This window comes from Salegentibacter sediminis, assembly GCF_002078605.1.
GTDB lineage: Bacteria > Bacteroidota > Bacteroidia > Flavobacteriales > Flavobacteriaceae > Salegentibacter > Salegentibacter sediminis.
The window spans coordinates 323,164-338,688 of record NZ_MSJR01000001.1 but is presented as its reverse complement, the minus strand read 5'-3'; the positions used below and the strand labels follow the sequence as shown (position 1 = coordinate 338,688).

The window sequence follows — 15,525 nt, the reverse complement described above, 5'->3', positions numbered from 1 at the left end:
CGTTCTCAGCAAATATAGCAGATATTATTTAAGTTTAATAAGGAAAACAGGGCATAAACTGCGGTTTTGCAAGGTTCTGAATTTAAATAATCTTAAAAAACCAAAAATCCAGTTACTTTCTTAAATTACTGAAAATTCATTATCAATAAACAGGTCTAGATTTTCAGCAATCCTGGCATAACTAAACAAGGCTTTTTTAACCGATTTGAGGTATCCCTCCAATGAAAAAGCCGAAGGGATTTCCTTCGGCTTATCTTTATTTATCAGAAACTAAACCCTAATCTGCAAGGATTATGGCTTGGTTATCTTTCATTTCTAAAACCCCACCCTTTATCGGGTAATAAAGAACTTTTTCGCCTCCCTTTCTAAAATCAGAAGATAGGTCTTCTAAAAAATCCCGGTTTACGGTGGTAAGACTAATCTCAACTTCTCCTTCAGTTAATGTGGATACGATAGGCGCGTGATCATTAAGCATCTGGAATTCACCATTTGCACCCGGCACCTTTACCGCATCGACTTCGGCCTGGAGGACTACCGCTTCTGGGGTTACGATTTCTAATTGCATAGTTATCTAATGTTTTGAACTTCCGCAATCGCGGAAAGGCTTTTAGTCTTCTTCAGCAAGCATTTTCTCACCGGCCTCAATAGCTTCTTCTATTGAACCTTTAAGGTTGAAAGCAGCTTCAGGAAGGTGATCCAATTCTCCATCCATAATCATATTAAAGCCTTTAATGGTTTCTTTAATATCTACAAGCACTCCTTTAAGTCCGGTAAACTGCTCGGCTACGTGGAAAGGCTGAGAAAGGAAACGCTGTACACGTCGGGCACGTGACACTGCAAGTTTATCTTCTTCAGAAAGTTCTTCCATACCAAGAATGGCGATAATATCCTGCAATTCTTTATAATGCTGTAACAACTCTTTTACGCGTTGTGCACACTTATAATGCTCATCTCCTAAAATTTCAGGAGTAAGAATTCTTGAAGTAGAATCAAGAGGATCTACCGCTGGGTAAATACCAAGCTCAGCGATCTTACGAGACAATACCGTAGTTGCATCCAGGTGGGCGAAAGTTGTTGCCGGCGCCGGGTCGGTAAGGTCATCGGCAGGTACGTATACCGCCTGTACCGAAGTAATCGATCCGTTTTTGGTTGAGGTAATACGCTCCTGCATCGCCCCCATTTCGGTGGCAAGTGTTGGCTGGTATCCTACCGCTGAAGGCATACGTCCAAGAAGTGCAGACACTTCTGAACCGGCCTGTGTAAAACGGAAAATGTTATCTACGAAGAAAAGAACGTCTTTTCCCTGTCCTTCTCCGGCCCCATCACGGAAGTATTCAGCAATGGTAAGACCAGAAAGCGCAACACGCGCACGTGCTCCCGGTGGTTCGTTCATCTGTCCGAAAACGAAGGTTGCTTTAGACTCACGCATAGCGCTTTTGTCTACTTTTTTAAGATCCCATCCGCCTTCTTCCATAGAATGCATGAAGTCATCACCATATTTTATAATACCAGATTCAAGCATTTCCCTTAAAAGGTCATTCCCTTCACGGGTACGCTCTCCTACTCCGGCAAATACCGAAAGACCACCGTGGCCTTTGGCAATATTATTAATCAATTCCTGAATAAGTACGGTTTTACCTACTCCGGCTCCACCAAAAAGACCAATCTTACCCCCTTTTGCATAAGGCTCAATAAGGTCGATCACTTTAATTCCGGTAAATAAAACTTCAGTAGAAACAGATAAGTCCTCAAATTTTGGTGCATCACGGTGAATTGGCAAACCATCTTTTCCTGCTTTGGGCAAGTTTCCAAGACCATCAATAGCGTCTCCCACTACATTGAATAATCTTCCATATACATCGCCACCAACAGGCATCTGGATTGGAGCTCCGGTAGCAACCACCTCAACTCCACGGCTCAAACCATCGGTAGAATCCATGGAAACTGTTCTAACAGTTTCTTCACCAATGTGAGATTGAACTTCCAATACCAAAATGGAACCGTCTTTTCTTGTAATTTCCAAAGAGTCGTAGATCTTTGGTAAGTCAGTACTTTCTGAGTCGAACACGACGTCAACTACAGGACCAATAATCTGGGCAACTTTACCTGTTACTTTAGACATTATCTAATTCTTTAATGTTTAGTATTTAAAAATCCTAAAAAACACCGCCGGGAAATTATTATTAATCAAAATTCCAAACAGGTTATTTTCAGGCTGCAAAGATAGTTTTTTCTTGATAAAATCATACCCCAGCTCAAATAACTTTTTGTCTTATAAACCGAAGCCTGCTCAGAGCAGATTATTCTTAATTTCTCCGGAAATAAGAGCACAAAAAAAGCCTTTCAGAATTAAATTTGAAAGGCCCTTTTAAAAAAAGTTTATTCTAAATTATCTATTCAACCGTCACCGATTTTGCTAGGTTCCTTGGTTGGTCTACATTCTTACCGAGCATCACCGCAATATGGTATGATAACAATTGTAGCGGGATGGTAGTCAACAACGGAGTTAAAAGCTCCATAGTTTCAGGTACTTCGATCACGTGGTCTGCAAGATCTCTTACTTCTTCATCACCCTGAGTGACCACAGCTATGATTTTTCCTTTCCTGGATTTTATCTCCTGAATATTGCTCACCACCTTCTCATAGTGCCCCTTTTTGGTTGCGATAACTATTACAGGCATCTGCTCATCAATTAAAGCAATAGGACCGTGCTTCATTTCAGCCGCAGGATAACCTTCTGCGTGTATGTAAGAAATTTCTTTCAATTTTAAAGCTCCTTCCAATGCAACCGGGAAGTTAAAGCCTCTCCCAAGGTACAGGCAGTTTCTCGCGTCTTTATAAATATCGGCGATTTCTCTAATATTTTCGTTAGATTCCAGTGCAGCTTTCACCTTTTCTGGAATGCGCTCCATCTCCTGCAAGTGCAACATAAAACTTGAATTAGAGATCGTTCCCTTATGTTTTGCAAGCTTAAGAGCCATTAAAGTCAATACGGTAATTTGGGTTGTAAAGGCTTTGGTAGAAGCCACTCCAATTTCGGGTCCCGCGTGGGTATATGCTCCAGCGTGAGTCTCCCTCGAAATAGAGGATCCCACCACATTACATACTCCAAAAACGAAGGCGCCTTTTTCTTTGGCCAGCTTAATTGCCGCCATAGTATCGGCGGTTTCCCCACTCTGGGAAATAGCGATCACCACATCATTTTCCGAAATAATCGGGTTCCGATATCTAAACTCAGAAGCATATTCCACCTCTACGGGGATACGCGCCAAGTCTTCAAATATATATTCTGCAACCAACCCGGCATGCCAGGATGTTCCACAGGCTACGATTAGAATTCTTTTAGCGTTGGAGATCCTTTCAATATTGTCATCAACTCCGGCCATTCTAATAATCCCTTTATCCGCAAGCATTCTTCCACGAAAAGTATCACTAATGGCGCTGGGCTGCTCATAAATCTCCTTTAGCATAAAGTGTTCATACCCCCCTTTTTCAATTTGTTCAAGGTTAAGCTGAAGCTCCTGCACATAAGGATCTACAAGAGAATCATCTTTAATTTTTCTAACCTTTACACCTTTATCACGCCTTACCACAGCCATTTCCCCGTCTTCCAGGTAGATCGCATTGTTGGTGAATTCAATAAACGGGGAAGCATCTGAAGCGATAAAAAACTCATCTTCTCCCACTCCTATAGCCAAGGGACTTCCTAAACGCGCAACAACAATCTCATTTGGCTTTCTCTTATCGAAAACTGCGATTGCGTATGCTCCCACGGTTTGGTTAAGGGCGATTTGAACGGCCTTACCCAATTTCACACCTTCCTTGTCCGAAACATCTTCAATAAGGTTTACGAGAACCTCTGTATCAGTATCACTCTCAAAGGTAAATCCACGGGTTTGCAGCTCTTTTTTAAGAGCATCATAATTTTCAATAATCCCGTTGTGAATTATTACAAGATTTCCTGAATTAGAATAATGAGGGTGGGAATTTATATCGTTAGGCACCCCATGAGTAGCCCACCGGGTATGCCCTATCCCTACATTTCCTTTTGTTGAAATAGAACTCTCCAGCTTTTCTTTTAAATCTGCTACTTTTCCTTTGGTCTTACAAAGTTTAAGTTCTGTCTCATCATAAAGAGCAATCCCGGCACTATCGTAACCGCGATATTCCAATCTCTGAAGTCCTTTGAGCACTACAGGATAAGCATCCCTATGCCCTATATAACCTACAATTCCGCACATATTTTAAGTTATTGGTAGTTAAGTTAATAGTTTTTTTATTCTGTGGTTCGCGTATAATAAATTCGAAGCTTTGGTTGCTTCTCTTCATTTTCGGACGCATTTCCATAAAGAACCGTTCCCAGGGGTGCCAAAACAGACATTGCCGGTACACGGGTTACTTCCCCACCACCTCTCACAGCAGAGTTGGCAGTTTGATTAATATTTTGGGTGATCACTAAACCAAGTTTAACGTTCTCCCCATCGTTGTTGAGAATTTCACTAACGTGTTGAGTAAGGTTTAGGCTATATTTTATTCCGTTTCCATCTTCATCCCGTTCCAGGGGTGTTGAAAAAGTTTTCATTGATTCTGAAAGGTCTTCAGGATTAAGATCGCCAATAAATTGCTCAGCAAAGGAATAATCGGCAAGCACCCTGTTATTTTCCAGGTCATAAATATACAACCTATCGGGCTCCTGAGCTCCAGCCATAAGGTCCTGATCTACATAAAACTGAAGATTAACTTCATTAATAAGCCAATTATTTTCTTTTAATTCTTCCAATACGGTGTCATCTTCAAAAAGCTCAATTACCGCCATGCTGCCCTCGCCACCTTTAAGGAAAAGGTTTTCTTCTCCGTTTACAGTGTCTGCAGAAGTTATGGTCTCGAGTACATCTGCAGGGAATTCACCTTCAAAAGTATTAACCGCATTACTACCAAACTTTAGTTGGTAACTTGCTCCTTTTCTTATGGTTTCAGCGTCTCCATCCTCATTGGTTTCTTCTTCCTCAAAAGTATAATAAAGACTTACATCTCCTTCACCCAGATTAAAAAGCATTAGGCTTCCAGGATCGTTATTGGCTTCGGCTTTAAGAAAAAGACCGCGGAAATAATCCCTGAAGTTGTTATTGTTACTCAATTCTGAAGATCCCTCCTTGTTTATTATTTTCTGCTGAAAATAATTTACAGGAAGTTTTATTCTTAAACCAGGTCCCGTTGTAGTAGTGTCGGCCTCTCCAACATCATCATAACCATAATTTACGATTGCCTCTGGAGAAGGACGAAAATTATCATTTTCATATAACACATCCCCTACAAGGTTTTGTTCCACAAGATCCTGTTGATCTGAATAATATTTCTGACGGCTCTGAAAATCGGCATCAGGATCGAAATCGGCTAAAAAATAACGCGATTCCTGCACCGATAGCTTAAAGCTTCCTTCGCCGAAGATAGAATCAAGGCTATATTCGATGTTCCCAGCTTCGTCACTATCACCCTCGGTACTATAAAATGGAATAGTAAGTACTACACTGTCCAGTTTGGTATTATCTCCAAAATCAGGATTGGTGGTAGTGAGTGAAAGTTGGGAAAAAATACTTGCCTGGGTTTCTCCATAAACAGGGTCGTTATATACTCCAAGCAAATAATCGGTAAGGTTATTGGTTTGTACCGAATTTATTTTTTTGCTGTAAGTTTTCACTTCCAGCTCCCGCAGTTCTACATCGGCAGGGTTTTCGATTATTTCTCCTCCTACAGTACTAAACTCATCATCACATGCTACTAAAACAAAGCTTACAGCCAGAAGCGCTGCAATTTTGCCTGTCAATCTCTTAAAATTCATTCGGTATTATTTCTATTGGGGTAAAACTTTTTCGGTGTAAAAATCCTGATAAGCCTGGGCGAATTCTTCCCGGTTTTTATAAGGAAGTATTGGTTTTTTAAGTTTAGTCATATAATCAGACAACTCAGCCGGGATTTCTTCACTGCCCTGGATAAGAGCATCAGAATTATCGGCGGCGGTTTTCATCAGGTTAACATAGTTTGGATTTTTCAGGTGTTTCACGTCCTGGTTCTCCATTCCATCAAACAGTACCTTTTCCTGCATATCTTCACTTAACGTCCCATCGAAACTTTGATTGTACACCGAAGTCACAATTTTTGCATCGCTAAACAAAGGTTCATTTCCATAATAACGTCTTAGATAAAGAGGCAATAAGGAGGCAAGCCACCCGTGAACGTGAATGATATCTGGCGACCAGTTCAATTTTTTCACGGTTTCAATCACGCCTTTTGCAAAAAAGATGGCGCGTTCGTCATTATCTTCGAAGAGGTTTCCATCCTCATCGGTAAGGGTAGCCTTACGTTTGAAATAATCTTCATTATCAATAAAATAAACCTGCATCCTTTCTTTAGGTATCGAGGCCACTTTTATGATTAATGGCATATCAAGATCGTTGATCACCAAATTCATCCCAGAGAGGCGAATCACTTCGTGTAACTGGTGGCGACGTTCATTAATATTACCAAACCTGGGCATAAATATTCTAATTTGGCCCCCAAGGTTGTTTACCATTTTTGCGGCTTCAAAAGACGTGGATGATATTTCGGTTTCAGGTAGGTAAGGTATAACTTCAGACGAGACGTACAATATCCTCTTATCTTTCATAAATTCATTGCTTTAATTGCAGTTGCGAATAAAAAACACGCAAAATTACAAAATTTTATGCAGATTGCCCTTAATATATTAAGTTTGCACGCTGTTAATTTTTTAATAATATGCAGATTTTTAAGGAAAAAGAGGCCCTTCAAACGGCAGTGCGCGAGCTTAAATCTCAAGGAAAAACACTGGGATTAGTGCCTACTATGGGCGCGCTACATGATGGACATCTATCTTTGGTGCAAAACGCCGAAAAAATCTGCGACCAGGTGGTGGTGAGCATCTTCGTTAATCCCACGCAATTCAATAACCCCCAGGATCTTGAAAAGTATCCCCGAGGTTTGCAGAAAGATATTGAATTATTAAAAACCCTGAACCCGAATTTATGGGTTTTTGCCCCTACCGCCCAAGAGCTCTATGGTGAAAATATTATTTCAGAAGAATTCGATTTTGGTGGGCTGGGCAAGGTCATGGAAGGAAAATACCGCGCAGGACATTTTGACGGAGTTGGCACTGTAGTAAAATTGCTATTTGAAATAGTAAAGCCTTCTAAAGCCTTCTTTGGCCAGAAAGATTTTCAGCAATTACAGATCATACGTAAATTAACAAAAGACGAGAAACTCCCGGTGGAAGTAATTGGCTGCCCTATCCTTAGAGAACCTAACGGATTGGCCCGTAGTTCAAGAAACGAACTTCTGGAACCCGAAGAAAGGGAGAGTGCTTCCTTTATTCATCAAACCCTACTGAAATCCAGGGACTTATTTGGCACAAAAAGTGTTAACTACATCACCGATTGGGTATATGCTCAGTTCGAAAGTCATCCCTTTCTAAAGCTGGAATACTTCGAAATAGCTGATGCCTCAACCCTAAAAAAAATAAACCGAAAAAGAAAAGGCCAGGAATATCGTGCTTTTATCGCGGCCTATGCCGGGGAAGTTCGCTTAATTGACAATATGGCCCTAAATTAATTAAAAATGCAGGTACACGTCGTAAAATCTAAAATTCATCGCGTAAAGGTAACGGGTGCAGACCTTAATTATATTGGTAGCATAACTATAGACGAAGACCTTATGGATGCAGCCAATATCATAGAAGGGGAAAAAGTCCAGATCGTTAATAATAATAATGGCGAACGGCTTGAGACCTACGTTATCCCCGGACCCAGAAATTCCGGAGAAATAACCCTAAATGGCGCAGCTGCAAGGAAAGTAGCCAAAGGCGATGTGCTTATACTTATTGCCTACGCCATAATGGAATTTGAAGAAGCAAAATCATTCAAACCCTCATTGGTATTTCCTAACGAAGAAAATAACCTTTTGAGTTAATTTTTTTTGAACAAAAAAACCTCCAAAATACTAAAGATCATTCTCCCCCTTCTACTCGGGTTTATTTTCATTTGGTATTCTCTGCAAAGCGCAACCCCTCAGGAGCGCCGGGAGCTTTTAGACAACATTGTAAATGCCAACCCGTTTTGGCTAATTCTTTCCCTGGTTTTTGGGACCTTGTCACATATGTCCCGTGCATACAGGTGGCAATATATGCTCGAGCCAATGGGGTACAAACCCCGGTTCGCAAATTCTTTTATGGCCGTTATGGCAGGTTATCTGGCTAATTTTGGTATCCCCCGGTCCGGGGAAGTTCTTAGAGCCGCAACTCTTTCCAGCTATGAAAAAGTACCTTTTGAAAAAGCCTTCGGCACTATTATTTCCGAAAGGATTGCCGATATAGTAATTATGCTCGCAATTATGGGTTTCACGCTTATCCTTCAAACCGAACACCTGCTCACCTATTTTAAAGCCAATCAGATCAACCCGCTTGTTACTATCGCAATATTATTTGTGCTACTCCTTGCAGGGATAGGGTTCATCTGGCTGATTAAACGCTCTAATCTACCTTTTCTGATAAAAATCAGGAAGATGGCCCAGGGTTTAATTGAAGGAATGCGGAGCATTTTTAGAATGAAACAAAAATGGGCTTTCCTTTTTCACACCCTTTTCATTTGGCTTATGTATATCCTAATGTTCTACGTGATAAGCTTCTCTGTTCCCGAAATGGTGCCACCCGAATTAGGTATGATGTTAGCCGCTTTTGTCGTGGGGTCGCTGGCGATTTCAGCCACCAATGGCGGAATTGGGGTATATCCGGTAGCCATTGGCGCAATTCTGGTGCTTTTTGGAATAAGCAAGCAATCGGGCGAAGCCTTTGGCTGGCTTACCTGGGGCACACAAACCCTGCTAGTACTGGTACTGGGAGCCCTCTCCTTCATTATACTTCCTCTTTTTAACCGTAAGAATAATTGATTATCTTGGGGTTATATAACCAAATTAACACCTATGATGAAAAAATTACTCTTATTTGTAACATTTATTGCTCCAATATTCACATTTTCACAAACACTTTATGAAACAATTAACTCGGAGAAACTCGGGGAAGAAAGACAATTAAAAATCCAGTTACCACGGGATTATGAGGCAAATACTGAAAAATCCTATCCGGTAATGATCGTTTTGGACGGCGATTACCTCTTTGAACCTGTTGCCGGAAATGTTGATTTTTACTCCTACTGGGAAGATGCTCCCGAAATGATCGTGGTAGGAATCAACCAGGATGGCAGCCGGGAATATGACGCCGCTTACGACGAGCGAAATTTTTTACCCTCGGGAGATGGCGCGGCTTTTTTCGAGTTCCTGGGAATGGAACTTTTGCAACATTTAGACGGTAAATATCGCACCACCGATTTTAGAGTTATCGTAGGCCACGATTTCACTTCTAACTTTATTAATTACTACCTCTTCAAACCCGACCCTCTTTTTGACGGTTATATAAACCTTAGTCCAGACCTGGCTCCTCAAATGACCGAAAGAATCAGCAATTCCCTGGCTAAGTCTGAAACAAAAAAATGGTACTACCTGGCTACCGGAAGTGACGATATCGCTCAACTCAAAGAAAAAATACTTTCTTTCGATAAACAGTTAAAAACTTTAGACAACAAAATGGTGGAATACCATTTCGACAATTTTGAGAACACCACACATTATACTTTGGTAGGAAAAGCTATCCCCTCAGCTTTGGCTAGTATGTTCCAGGTTTACAGTCCGATTTCTGTAAAAGAATATAACGAGATTCTATTACAAACTTCTATATCTCCGGTTCAGTATTTAACGGAGAAATACGAAAGCATAAATGAGCTTTTTCACGTAGAGAAACAAATACGGCTGAATGATTTTATGGCTATATACAAGGCTATAGAAAAAACCCGCCGCTGGGATGATTATCGTGAACTAAGCAAACTTGCAGAGAATCATTATCCCGGAACCATGTTGGCTACCTATTTTGAGGCGCGCTATGAAGAGGAAACCGGAAATCCCAGAAAGGCGATGAAAACTTATCAAAAAGCCTATGGACAGGAAAAAATTGCCTTCCTGGACACCGATTTTATGCTAGCCAAAGCCGATGCGATTAAAAAAGATTTCGGTTATTAGCATAAAAATTCAGAAGCTTAAATGGCCAAGGTAAAGACTACTTTTTATTGCCAGAATTGTGGCAGCCAATATTCAAAATGGCAGGGGAAATGTTCCGCCTGCGGAGAGTGGAATACTATAGTTGAAGAACTGGTGCAGAAACCAGATCCTAAAGACTGGAAAACACCCGCTTCAAAAGAATCTAAAAGAGCAAACCGGCCACTCAAAATTGCCGAGATCGAGACCGCTCCCGAAAACCGCTGGAAAACCTCAAACAATGAGCTGGACAGGGTTTTGGGAGGCGGCCTTGTGCCCGGTTCTCTTACCCTACTCGGTGGAGAACCGGGTATTGGCAAAAGTACCCTTTTGCTTCAAATTTCGCTTCAGCTTAATTATAAGGTGTTGTATGTTTCGGGCGAAGAAAGTCAGCAGCAAATAAAAATGCGGGCTGAACGCATTAATCCTAATCCGGCAAATTGTTATATTCTAACTGAAACCAAGACTCAGAATATCTTTCGGCATATTGAAAGTGTAGGGCCCCAGGTGCTTATTATTGATTCCATACAAACCCTTCACAGCGATTACATAGAAAGCTCGCCCGGTAGTATTTCCCAGATAAGAGAATGTACCGCCGAACTGATAAAATTCGCCAAGGAAACCGATACTCCGGTAATTTTAATCGGCCATATTACCAAAGAAGGCAGTATCGCCGGGCCAAAGGTTTTGGAGCATATGGTAGACACCGTACTTCAGTTTGAAGGGGATAGAAATCACGTCTACCGAATTCTCCGTGCTCATAAAAATCGCTTTGGCTCTACACACGAACTGGGAATATACGAGATGCAGGGCAGCGGTTTACGGGAAGTCACTAATCCTTCTGAAATTCTCATTTCCAAAAACGACGAAGACCTCAGCGGAACTGCCATTGCAGCAACCCTGGAAGGAATGCGCCCGTTGATGATCGAGATTCAGGCTTTGGTGAGTACCGCCGTTTATGGTACTCCACAACGCTCTGCAACGGGTTATAATGTGAAAAGATTGAATATGCTGCTTGCCGTGCTGGAAAAACGAGCGGGATTCCGCCTGGGAGCAAAAGATGTTTTCCTGAATGTCACCGGGGGAATAAGCGTAGACGATCCTGCTATTGATCTGGCTGTGGTTGCCGCTATCTTGTCTTCAAATGAAGATATCGCGGTAGAAAAAGACATTTGCTTTGCCGCAGAAGTTGGCCTTGCCGGAGAAATAAGACCGGTAACCAAAGTGGAGCAACGTATCCTGGAAGCCGAAAAACTCGGATTCGCAAAGATTATGATCGCTAAACAAAGTAAGATACCGAAAAACAATTTTACCATAGAGGTCATAAAATCCGCTAAAATCGAAGATGTGGTTAGCCATCTCTTTGGCTAATAATGGCATAATTCCTGCTTTTAAATGGGCGTCTATGAGAAAAACGCTTCAGATAAAAGTACTTTTAATCAATTTGGTTTTACTAATCACCGCCTGTTCCCAGATCAACAAGGCTTCCGATTTTATAACAAACCCCACCGCTAAGGAGAAATACCAGCGTGACTTTGATATCTCAGATGAATTATTCAACCTTTGGAAATCCCAGGTTGATCTGGCCCTTCAGGACAGTGTGAATATTGAACTTCCTTATGCTGAAACCGGTAATTTCAAGCCTCGTGGTTTCCAGATCTATTCCTATGAAATTGAACTTCAGCCGGGAGAGATCCTGAATTTTACTGCGGAAACCGATTCAGTGAAAAATTTGGTGTTTATCGAATTGTACCAGAAAATGGGAGATTCTATCCCGAATTTTAAGAAGATTGAAACTGCTGATTTTCAGAAAAAAGAATTCAGCTTTGAACCTGAAACAGCCGGAACATACAAACTTATCGTCCAACCTGAAATTGAAGCAAATACAGCCTTCACTTTCAGAATAGAAAAAAAACCCGCTTATGTCTTTCCGGTCCTGGCAGGTAAAAACAACTCAATTCAAAGTTATTGGGGTGCAGTTAGGGATGGAGGCGCAAGAAGCCATGAAGGCATAGACATTTTTGCCAAACGAGGGACTCCCGTTGTTGCGGCAACCGATGGCCGCATCACCTTCACAGGGGAAAAAGGCCTGGGGGGCAAACAGGTTTGGTTGCGCGATAATAAAAGGAAACAATCTTTGTATTACGCACATTTAGACAGCATTCATCCTGTTTCAGGAAAAGTAAAAACAGGCGACACCCTAGGCTATGTGGGAAATACCGGAAACGCCCGTACCACCCCGCCGCATCTACATTTTGGGATTTACAAAAGTTATCGGGGCGCGATAGATCCATTGGGTTTTGTTTTTCAAACCCCGGAGCTGGAAATTAATAATGCTTCGGAAAACAATTATCCAGAGAAATTACTAATTACCTCAACAAAAGCCAACCTAAGAAACCGCCCGGATACCAGGAACTCCAAAGTTCTGAAAACCTTAAACTCAAATGACACCTTAAATTTCCTCGGAAAAGCCAAAGACTGGTATCACGTTAGAACATTTGAAAATAAAGCCTCTTACATTCACCAAAGTCTTGTTGCTCCTATCTAAGGAGCGGGATTAGGAATGCTTTCGTGAACCGCATTTATCTCTTCAATTAACTCAGGGGAAAGCTCCAAATCTATACTCTCGATATTTTCAGTAAGCTGCTTCAAATTGGTGGCACCAATAATATTACTGGTCACAAATGGCTGCTGATTGATAAAGGCCAGTGACATTTGTGCGAAACTGAGTCCGTGTTTTTTAGCTATTTCGGAGTATGCCCGGGTCGCTTTCACCGTCTGCTCATTCGAATATCTTTTATACTGCGGAAATAAATCCAGCCTGGTATTTTTCTGAATTCCATCCAAATGTTTTCCGGTTAAAACGCCCATCCCAAGCGGGGAATAGGGCAAGTACCCTACATTTTCCCTATGCAGCACCTCGGTTAATCCAATTTCATCCTTTCGGTTTAGAAGATTATATGGATTTTGAACCGTGAGCACTCTGGGAAGATCCTTTTTGCTTTCCTCAAGGAAACGCATTAATCCATAGGGAGTTTCATTGGATAGGCCAATGTATTTTATCTTTCCTTTTTTCACGAAATCCTGAAGATTAGATAATACTTCCTCAAAATTTTCCTCCCATTCTTCACCCTCTGAAACCGAAAATCCTCTTTTCCCAAAAAAGTTCGTTTGCCGCTCGGGCCAATGAAGCTGATAAATATCGATTACATCGGTTTGGAGGCGTTTTAAACTCTTATCGAGAGCATCCTCGAGGGTATCTTTAGAATAATCCAGCTTCTCCCGGATATGAGCCACATATTCTCCCGGGCCCACAATTTTTGATGCCAGTACGATCTCATCCCTACGTTTGGTTTTATTAAGCCAGGTCCCAATAATTTCTTCTGTTCTTCCCTGGGTTTCGGGACGGGCAGGCACAGAATACATTTCGGCTGTATCAAGGAAATTAACTCCTTTTTCCAGGGCAAGATCGATTTGTTCGTGACCTTCGGTTTCTGTATTCTGTTCTCCCCAGGTCATCGTACCCAGGCATATTTTACTAACTTTTAAATCGGTATTCGGTAGGTTGGTATATTTCATATTTTAATTTCCTAAGGAAAATCTTTTAGTCTTCTTCGTTTAGCAATTTAGTTACCTCATCAAGTTTTGGAGTAAGAATTACTTCAATTCTTCTGTTCCTGGATCTGCCCTCAGCTGTTTCATTGGTTGTGATTGGAGCGTATTCCCCCCGACCGGCAGCAGTTAAATTTTGAGGATCAATATTATTGTTTTCCCGCAGGATTTGAACTATAGAGGTCGCTCTTTTTGTAGAAAGATCCCAGTTATCTTTTAAAGCTCCACTTCCACCATATGGCACGTCATCGGTATGGCCTTCAATTAGAACTGCGATATCTGGATTTTGCGCCAGCACCTGCCCTAATTGTTGTACAGCCTGTCTTCCTTCGGCATTAACGGCCCAGCTTCCAGAGCTGAAAAGCAATTTATTTTCCATGGAAACATAAACTTTCCCATCGCGTTGTTCTACACTCAAGCCTTTTCCCTCAAAATTGGTTAGTGCTTTCGAAATCGCCTCTTTTAGCGCATTCATCTTAGCATCTTTTGCTGCAATGAGGCTCTCTAGCTCATCTATTCTTCTCGACCTGGAATCTAAATCACGTTGTAGTCTGGCCAAATGTGATTGTTCCTGGGCGAGCGCATTTTCCTTTTCTTCCAACTCGGCCAGGAGTTGACGATTCTGCCGGGAATTATCAGCAATGGCAGCTGAGCTGTTCTCCTCCAGAGCATCATAAGAATCTTTCAGGGTTTCATAGTTTCTTCTAATACTCGCTAGTTCTTCTTTTAGACGGTCCCTTTCTGCAATGGCTTCAGCATAATCCATTTTTAATGCTGAAAAGTCTTCATCGAGATTTTTGTATTTTTCAAGTTCGCTCTTAAGGTCTCGGTTTTCCCGTTTAAGGTCGGCGTGTTTGCTTTCAAGGTCATTATATACTTTTGAGGATACGCAGGAGGTAAGGCTAAAAACTACAACCAGCGCCATTAGGGCAATTTTTTTCATAGTAAAGTATTTGGGTTTTATTCCAGCTCCAGCAATACCGGGCAATGGTCGCTGTGATAAGCTTCTGGTAATATAACGGCTCGTTTTAATTTATCTTGCAGTGGCTCTGCCACTAAATTATAATCAATTCGCCAACCTTTGTTATTAGCTCGGGCATTGGCACGGTAGCTCCACCAGGAATACTGATCGGCTTCCTCATTAAAATACCGGAAAGAATCAATGAAGCCACTTTTCATAAAATTATCAAGCCACTCCCGCTCTACAGGAAGAAAACCGGAAACATTCTTTAGGCGTACCGGGTCATGAATATCGATTGGTTGGTGGCAAATATTATAATCCCCGCAAATCACAAGATTGGGAACCTCTAATTTGAGTTCATCGATATAACGCTGGAAATCGTCCATATACTGAAGCTTATGCTCCAGGCGATTGATATTTGTACCGGAAGGTAAATAAAGGCTCATCACCGAGAATTCCTCAAAATCTACGCGGATATTTCGACCTTCAAAATCCATGTAATCTATCCCGGTACCAAATTCGACGTTCTCAGGCTTGGTTTTGCTTAAGATAGCCACCCCACTGTAACCTTTTTTTTGTGCTGGATACCAATAATGATAAGGATATCCTGCTTCTTCAAAATCCTCAAGGTTGAGTTGTTCGGGCTGGGCCTTTATTTCCTGAAGGCAAACCACATCTGGGTTAACTTGTTGTACCCAATCTAAAAATCCTTTTCTTATTGCTGCTCTTATTCCGTTTACGTTATAGGAAATGATTTTCATTTAATCTGTTTTGTTCAAAAATAAGGCTTCCGGGAAAAA

Annotated in this window: 14 protein-coding genes; 6 read left to right on the top strand and 8 right to left on the bottom strand. The window is 41.4% G+C overall.

Annotated elements, in window-relative coordinates; all coding sequences use genetic code 11:
- Nucleotides 1–277: 277 nt before the first annotated feature.
- The 5 genes from BUW93_RS01590 to BUW93_RS01570 form a co-directional block, all read right to left on the bottom strand.
- On the bottom strand, nucleotides 278–565 hold the full coding sequence (locus BUW93_RS01590) for a F0F1 ATP synthase subunit epsilon (RefSeq protein WP_081208527.1): 288 nt from the start codon (nucleotides 563–565) through the stop codon (nucleotides 278–280).
- A gap of 42 nt (nucleotides 566–607) precedes the next feature.
- Nucleotides 608–2,122: a F0F1 ATP synthase subunit beta gene (gene atpD / locus BUW93_RS01585; protein ID WP_081208525.1), complete on the bottom strand. Its 1,515-nt coding sequence runs from the start codon at nucleotides 2,120–2,122 to the stop codon at nucleotides 608–610.
- A gap of 271 nt (nucleotides 2,123–2,393) precedes the next feature.
- Nucleotides 2,394–4,241, bottom strand: a complete 1,848-nt coding sequence (glmS, locus tag BUW93_RS01580) for a glutamine--fructose-6-phosphate transaminase (isomerizing) (RefSeq protein ID WP_081208523.1) — start codon at nucleotides 4,239–4,241, stop codon at nucleotides 2,394–2,396.
- A gap of 35 nt (nucleotides 4,242–4,276) precedes the next feature.
- Entirely contained in the window at nucleotides 4,277–5,839 is a 1,563-nt protein-coding gene (locus BUW93_RS01575) for a DUF4270 domain-containing protein (protein WP_081208521.1), read from the bottom strand.
- Between the two features lie 12 nt (nucleotides 5,840–5,851).
- Nucleotides 5,852–6,664: a glycogen/starch synthase gene (locus BUW93_RS01570; protein ID WP_081208519.1), complete on the bottom strand. Its 813-nt coding sequence runs from the start codon at nucleotides 6,662–6,664 to the stop codon at nucleotides 5,852–5,854.
- A 110-nt stretch (nucleotides 6,665–6,774) separates the two neighbouring features.
- On the opposite strand from BUW93_RS01570, the gene panC reads away from it, so the two are divergent.
- The 6 genes from panC to BUW93_RS01540 are packed head-to-tail and all read left to right on the top strand — an operon-like array spanning nucleotide 6,775 to nucleotide 12,700.
- Nucleotides 6,775–7,623 carry a pantoate--beta-alanine ligase gene (panC, locus tag BUW93_RS01565; RefSeq protein WP_081208518.1) on the top strand — a complete coding sequence of 283 codons (849 nt, stop codon included), beginning with the start codon at nucleotides 6,775–6,777 and terminating at the stop codon, nucleotides 7,621–7,623.
- Between the two features lie 6 nt (nucleotides 7,624–7,629).
- Complete coding sequence (gene panD, locus BUW93_RS01560) at nucleotides 7,630–7,980, top strand: aspartate 1-decarboxylase (protein WP_081208516.1); 351 nt, start codon at nucleotides 7,630–7,632, stop codon at nucleotides 7,978–7,980.
- Nucleotides 7,981–7,986: 6 nt separating this feature from the next.
- The gene (locus tag BUW93_RS01555) at nucleotides 7,987–8,955 is read left to right on the top strand and encodes a lysylphosphatidylglycerol synthase transmembrane domain-containing protein (RefSeq protein WP_081208515.1); all 969 of its coding nucleotides are present in this window, start codon (nucleotides 7,987–7,989) and stop codon (nucleotides 8,953–8,955) included.
- A gap of 33 nt (nucleotides 8,956–8,988) precedes the next feature.
- On the top strand, nucleotides 8,989–10,137 hold the full coding sequence (locus BUW93_RS01550) for an alpha/beta hydrolase (RefSeq protein WP_081208514.1): 1,149 nt from the start codon (nucleotides 8,989–8,991) through the stop codon (nucleotides 10,135–10,137).
- A 21-nt stretch (nucleotides 10,138–10,158) separates the two neighbouring features.
- Nucleotides 10,159–11,523, top strand: a complete 1,365-nt coding sequence (gene radA, locus BUW93_RS01545; RefSeq protein WP_081208512.1) for a DNA repair protein RadA — start codon at nucleotides 10,159–10,161, stop codon at nucleotides 11,521–11,523.
- 34 nt (nucleotides 11,524–11,557) lie between these two features.
- Entirely contained in the window at nucleotides 11,558–12,700 is a 1,143-nt protein-coding gene (locus tag BUW93_RS01540) for a peptidoglycan DD-metalloendopeptidase family protein (RefSeq protein WP_081209485.1), read from the top strand.
- On the opposite strand, the gene BUW93_RS01535 is transcribed toward BUW93_RS01540, so the two are convergent.
- Genes BUW93_RS01535 through BUW93_RS01525 form a run of 3 tightly spaced genes read right to left on the bottom strand, consistent with a single transcriptional unit; the run spans nucleotide 12,697 to nucleotide 15,486 of the window.
- The gene (locus tag BUW93_RS01535; protein WP_081208511.1) at nucleotides 12,697–13,731 is read right to left on the bottom strand and encodes an aldo/keto reductase; all 1,035 of its coding nucleotides are present in this window, start codon (nucleotides 13,729–13,731) and stop codon (nucleotides 12,697–12,699) included. The two genes, BUW93_RS01540 and BUW93_RS01535, sit on opposite strands and share 4 nt — an antisense overlap.
- Nucleotides 13,732–13,756: 25 nt before the next feature.
- Entirely contained in the window at nucleotides 13,757–14,707 is a 951-nt protein-coding gene (locus BUW93_RS01530) for an OmpA family protein (protein WP_081208510.1), read from the bottom strand.
- A 17-nt stretch (nucleotides 14,708–14,724) separates the two neighbouring features.
- Nucleotides 14,725–15,486 (bottom strand): exodeoxyribonuclease III, encoded by a 762-nt coding sequence (locus BUW93_RS01525; RefSeq protein ID WP_081208508.1) that lies wholly within the window; start codon nucleotides 15,484–15,486, stop codon nucleotides 14,725–14,727.
- Nucleotides 15,487–15,525 lie beyond the last annotated feature (39 nt).